We start from the raw sequence: 2,675 nt of genomic DNA, 5'->3' as shown, positions 1-2,675 counted from the left end.
TATAGTGATAGGTAAGTGTTTGATACTATCTCCCACTTTTCCCCCACTCCACACCGTACGTGAGACTTTCACCTCATACGGCGTTCCCTCGTTTGAATTTTAGATATATTATGCGACTGATTTAAAATCTATCGGTTCTAAATTTGCGTGTTTTCTTAATTGATTAAATTTTTGTTTGGATTTAACCGTCCAATATATTGATGATTGTAAAATTTTTGAATTATTAATTGAATGTATAAGTTTGTGTATATCTTTGTGAACAATAATTAAATTGTCATATGCATCATTACCACCATATTTTACTGGTATTTTATGATGACAATGAACTTCCTCAGTCTCTAATCTCATACCAGTTATAAAGCATTTCCCATTTTGTCCTACAAATCTTGATATTCTATTGTCTACATACTCAATACTTCTTTTCCCAAAGTTACCATTTCTTAATCTTTCTAGTTCTATAGGTGTTATTATGGTCAATTTATTGTGTATTCTTTTCCGACCAATTTCCGTATATGGTGTAAACTCTGGATGGATTTGAGTTGGTTTTTTGAAGTGCATATAAGATATAGGATATAGTGTTATATTGCAACACCTATCTAAACTACCCTTATATCCTTTGTAAAAGCTTTTAAACACTTCATTTCTTGTTCCCTTTGCAACAATTATATTCCTCTTTTTAAGACCTTTATATTTACCATAAATCAAATGCATTATGTCATTAAAATCTTGGCTTACATCAGTTGCTACTTTATAATAATTGTGAATTCCTAATGTAAATCCATTTAATCTTTTGGCTTTATCCATACTTGGACTAGATTTTAAGTCCTTAAGTTTGCTTTTATAAACTTCAACTATTTTAAACTTTCTTTTGGGGTCTATTTTGCTTTGAGAAACGTACCCTAATTGAGCTGTTCCTTTTTTAACTGCTCTTATTCTTATTCCTAAGAAGTCAGAACCATTTTTTCTTAAATTAGTTATTTTACTTTTTTCATCACTAATTTCTAAGGAAAGTCTATCTTTTAGCCAAAATTTTGTAGCCATGAATAATTTCTTTGCATTTGTTCTACTGTTGGTAAATATTTTAAAGTCATCTGCATATCTGACAATGTAACATGGTTTTAGTTTTGTGGATTTTAGTGCTTTAATTTTTGAACTTGGATGAGTATAGTCATGATTTGTAGATTTAGTTTCCCACTGATTAGAAATCCACCAATCTAATTCATTTAACACTATATTCCCTAACAACGGGGATAAGATGCCTCCTTGTGGAACTCCTTTTGTTGGGCTACCTTCACCCACTATTTCAGCTTTAAGCATCTTACTTATTATACTTATTACCTTTTTGTCTCTTATTCCAATTGTCCAAAGTTGTTTTAATAACTTTCCATGATTTACATTATCAAAGAACCCCTTTATATCTACGTCAACCACAAAGTGATTTTTACTGTGATTGATTAAATGTTGACACCTTGCAATTGCATGATGTGTACTTCTATTAGGTCTAAATCCAAAACTTGAGTTATGGAATTTCCCTTCGCATATAGGTTCTAGTATTTGAAGAATACATCGTTGTATTAGTCTATCTTCGATTGTAGGTATTCCGAGTGGTCTTTGCTTACCATTAACTTTTGGTATAAACGCCCTTCTTACAGGATTAGGTTTATAATTCTTTAACCTTTGTCTTACAATATTTATAAGTTTGTCTTTTGACATCTTTTCTAAATATTTTATTGTATGACCATTTACACCCTTTGTTTTACTACCAGTATTCTTTTTTATATTTCTATATGCTTTCATAATGTTATCTTCATCTATTATTAGTTCATATAGTTTGTTAAAATATCTTCCTTCTTTTGAATTCTTATACAATTCATCTAATGTTTCCTGCTGTCCATAATATTCATTATTTCTTAAGACTTTTCTTTTCATCATATTTTGTTCAGTCAACTAATCATCTCCTTTCAAAGTTAATGAGATTTTCGTTTCTATTAGTCTTACAAGAACCTGAACATTCGCAAATTTTAAACATAATATTTAATCTAATCAAACGACTTGAGCCTATCCCTCCACTACTTATTATCATAGTTTCATAGGTACTTTGGCTCTACTCTCCCTTTGATAAATTAAGGTTATAGATAGCAATTACTACCTTTTTCCCTTAAAACACTTCATCGACAGTTATATCTCCATGTTCAAAGCTTTCCACGTTCCAATACTCCTATCTTTACCGTATATCCTTAGGTGCTACCTAAATACCGTCATCAACCCAATTCCCTGTAAGAATTGTAGGATTTTCTTAATTCAGCCCTTACTCATCCTTCTGATGATAAACCAACTTTGGCTCTCTTATCATTTCTAATAAGCGACATTTACGATAAGTCAATCAGTAGTTCGTCCCCATTACACATTTTGGATACTCACCATAGATATACTTCTTAGACATCCGACATATCAGTTACGGTTAATTAAACCTTTCCTCAACTTAACTTGTTAGGGTAACTTTTCTGCCGACTTCAACGGGCTTTACACAGCTTCATAATAACCTAATCAACTGCATACCGTAGTATTAATGGCAATTCTTCAAAGCGTTACCTTCTCATTTAATTGCTCAGAGTATTAGTTCTCCTAAATATAAATTTAGTGTGTAGTCTTTTCAACTACAAACGTGTCGCACC

General features: G+C 31.3%; 1 protein-coding gene. It reads right to left on the bottom strand.

The window, feature by feature from the left end; genetic code table 11:
* Positions 1-108 precede the first annotated feature (108 nt).
* Complete coding sequence (gene ltrA, locus TICRE_RS10000) at positions 109-1,947, bottom strand: group II intron reverse transcriptase/maturase (protein WP_075727660.1); 1,839 nt, start codon at positions 1,945-1,947, stop codon at positions 109-111.
* Between the last annotated feature and the right edge of the window lie 728 nt (positions 1,948-2,675).

This window comes from Tissierella creatinophila DSM 6911 (assembly GCF_001940565.1).
Taxonomy (GTDB): domain Bacteria; phylum Bacillota; class Clostridia; order Tissierellales; family Tissierellaceae; genus Tissierella_A; species Tissierella_A creatinophila.
Note: the sequence above shows the minus strand (reverse complement) of the source record. Positions and strands in the feature narration are given on the sequence as shown.